At 65.4% G+C, this 2,795-nt stretch carries 2 protein-coding genes; both read left to right on the top strand.

Going from position 1 to position 2,795, the window contains the following annotated elements:
* Positions 1-36 precede the first annotated feature (36 nt).
* A complete protein-coding gene (locus VFG33_RS39130) occupies positions 37-2,007 on the top strand; it encodes a S41 family peptidase (RefSeq protein ID WP_325058096.1) in 1,971 nt (656 codons plus the stop codon).
* Between the two features lie 305 nt (positions 2,008-2,312).
* Positions 2,313-2,795: phosphatase PAP2 family protein (locus VFG33_RS39125; protein ID WP_325058095.1), on the top strand; the 483-nt coding region annotated here is incomplete at its 3' end.

Raw genomic sequence — 2,795 nt, 5'->3', positions numbered from 1 at the left:
GCGGCTCAGGGGAGGGGCCGCCTCATTGGGGGAGTCATGTCAGAGCAACGCAAGACCGTCACGGCAGCCAAGAGGACCACTACCGCGCACAAGAGAACAACCAGGAGTACCGAAGAAGCGGCAGTCGCCACGCCGCTGCCGCAGTTCTTGCAGTCGGCCGGGAATCTGACGCTCGGCCAGCGCAAGTTGCTGGTCGACCAGGCCCTGCTCATGCTCGAGCAGAACTACGTGCACCTGCCGCTCAAGGCAGCGATGCATGCGGTCAATCCACTGCAGCGACTGCGCGTGATGCGCGCCCGGATGGAACGCCAGACCGCAGAGACGATGGAAGCCGAGTGGATCTTCCATCGGCAGATGTCGAGCATCTTACACTCGGTCCGCGACCTGCACACCAACTACCTGCTGCCGGTTCCGTTCGCGGGCAAGATCGCGTTCCTGCCGTTCATGATCGAGAAGTGTTTCGACCTTACCGGTGAGCATTACCTTGTCACTCGTACGGTGGCGGGCTACACGGCTCCGCAGTTCGGTGCCGGTGCCGAGGTGACGCACTGGAACGGTACGCCGATCGCCCGGGCGGTCGCACTCAACGGAGCCCAGTTCGCCGGCAGCAACGATGCGGCGAACCTCGCGCGCGGACTGGAATCGCTCACCCTCCGTCCGCTGGTGATCCAGTCGCCACCGGACGAGGAATGGGTGACCTTGTCCTACGTCGGCCTCGACGGCTCGAAGCAGGAACTGCGCGAACAGTGGAAGGTGACCACCAACCTCCCACCGATGACTGACCTTGACGCACTCACCGAGGCGTCGGCATCGATGGGTCTCGACCTCGACTCGGATGAGAAGTCGCGCGCCCGCAAAGTCCTCTATCTGCAGGACGTCGTCGCCCTCGAGAGCGGCCAGAGCTCCGCCGAGTTGCGTGCCCCGGTCGCCGTCGGCCAGGCAGATCTGCCCACGACGATGCCCGGCGTCTTCCGCGCTCGCGAGGTCGTCACCTCGCACGGCACCTTCGGCCACCTGCGGATCTTCACGTTCAGCGTCACCGACCCGGTCGCGTTCCGGAACGAGTTCGTCCGGCTCGCAGCGGCGCTGCCACAGGACGGCCTGATCGTCGACGTTCGCGACAACGGCGGCGGCCACATTTACGCGAGCGAGTTCACCCTGCAGACGATGACGCCGCGGCACATCTCGCCGGAGCCGGTTCAGTTCATCAGTACGCCGATCAACCTGCGCATCTGCAGACGCCACAAGGACAACCCGGCCGGGATCGACCTCGGGCCGTGGTTCGACTCGCTCGACCTGGCGACGGAGACCGGAGCCGCCTACTCGGCCGCGAAGCCGATCACTCCCGAAGACGGTGCGAACGACCTCGGCCAGACCTACTACGGTCCGGTCGTGCTGATCACGGACGCCCGCTGCTACTCCGCGACGGACATCTTCGCGGCCGGATTCGCGGATCACGAGATCGGCATGATTCTCGGCGTCGACGACAACACCGGCGCGGGTGGCGCGAACGTCTGGACCCACGGACTGCTCGCCACCCTGCTGAACGAACCACCTCCGCCCGATCCGACTTCGCCGTACGAGGCACTGCCGAACGGAGCCAACCTGCGGGTGGCGATCCGCCGTACGCTGCGCGTCGGTGAACTGTCCGGTACTCCGGTCGAGGACCTCGGTGTGCGACCGGATGCCACCCACAAACTGACTCGGGCGGACCTGCTGTCCGGCAATGTGGATCTGCTCGAGGCGGCCGGTGGCTTGCTCGCCGCGATGCCCCGCCGGCGCCTCGCCGTGTCCACGTCCCTAGCCGGTACTACGCTCAGGGTCCGGCTGCAGGTGGACGGTATCGACCGCGTGGATCTCTACCTCGACGACCGCCCGATCAGCTCGGAGGACCTCACCGCGGCTCCTCTCGACATCGACATCCTGGATGTCGCCGCGGGCCAACGGCTGCGGGCCGACGGCTACGCCGGGGGAGAGTTGGTCGGGTCCCGCCGCCTGCTGACCTGACCTGACCTGACCCGACCTGACCTGATCAGACTCCACCCCTCACCACCCTGTCCGCCTGGGTCGGCGGACCGCTGACCCTGCCCTTTGTGATCTGCTTCATATTAATTCAAATTATCAAGATATTGCGATAATTTGGAAGAGTGGGAATCCGGAGCGGAGGACCCGTCGAGTGCGGTCAGGATCACATGTTAAAACGAACAACCGTTCTTGATTTCCTCCGCTCTCCGGGTCGAAGCTGAACTAGGAGAGCGAACGTTCGGTTTTACACCGGTGAACCGGTGACCTGGGGTGGGACGGAGGGCGTTATGGCGCAGGTGACTCTCGAACCGATCTGCAAGGTGCGCGAGAAGCCTTCGCCGGATCGGCCGAAGGACCCGCACCATCCCCCGCCGAGGCGAGTACTGCGAGAAGTCCTGCTGCTCGCCGTCCTCTTCGGGGTGTACAACCTCGGCCGGTTCATCTCCGCCAAGCACACCGGCTCCGCCTTCGCCAACGCCGACGCCCTGATCCACCTGCAGTCCAGGCTCGGCCTGCCCAGCGAGGCCGAGGTTCAGCGGATCGCCCTCAGCGTCCCGGATCTCGCCACCTGGGCGAACCGGTACTACGCGTCCGTGCACTTCCCGTTGACCGCGATCGTGCTGGTGTGGTTGATGATCCGCCGTCCACTGCAGTACTCGAAGGCGCGCTGGGCTCTCGCCTCACTGACGGGTCTCGCCCTGATCGGGCACACCGTGTTCCCCTTGGCACCGCCGCGGATGATGCCGGGCTGGGTCGACACCGGCGGACTC

This window comes from Kribbella sp., from assembly GCF_035687465.1.
Classification (GTDB): domain Bacteria; phylum Actinomycetota; class Actinomycetes; order Propionibacteriales; family Kribbellaceae; genus Kribbella.
This window is presented reverse-complemented; position numbering and strand designations above follow the sequence as displayed.

Coding starts and splice junctions, on each gene's coding strand:
- VFG33_RS39130 (WP_325058096.1), top strand. CDS start 37: ATGTCAGAGCAACGCAAGACCGTCACGGCAGCCAAGAGGACCACTACC.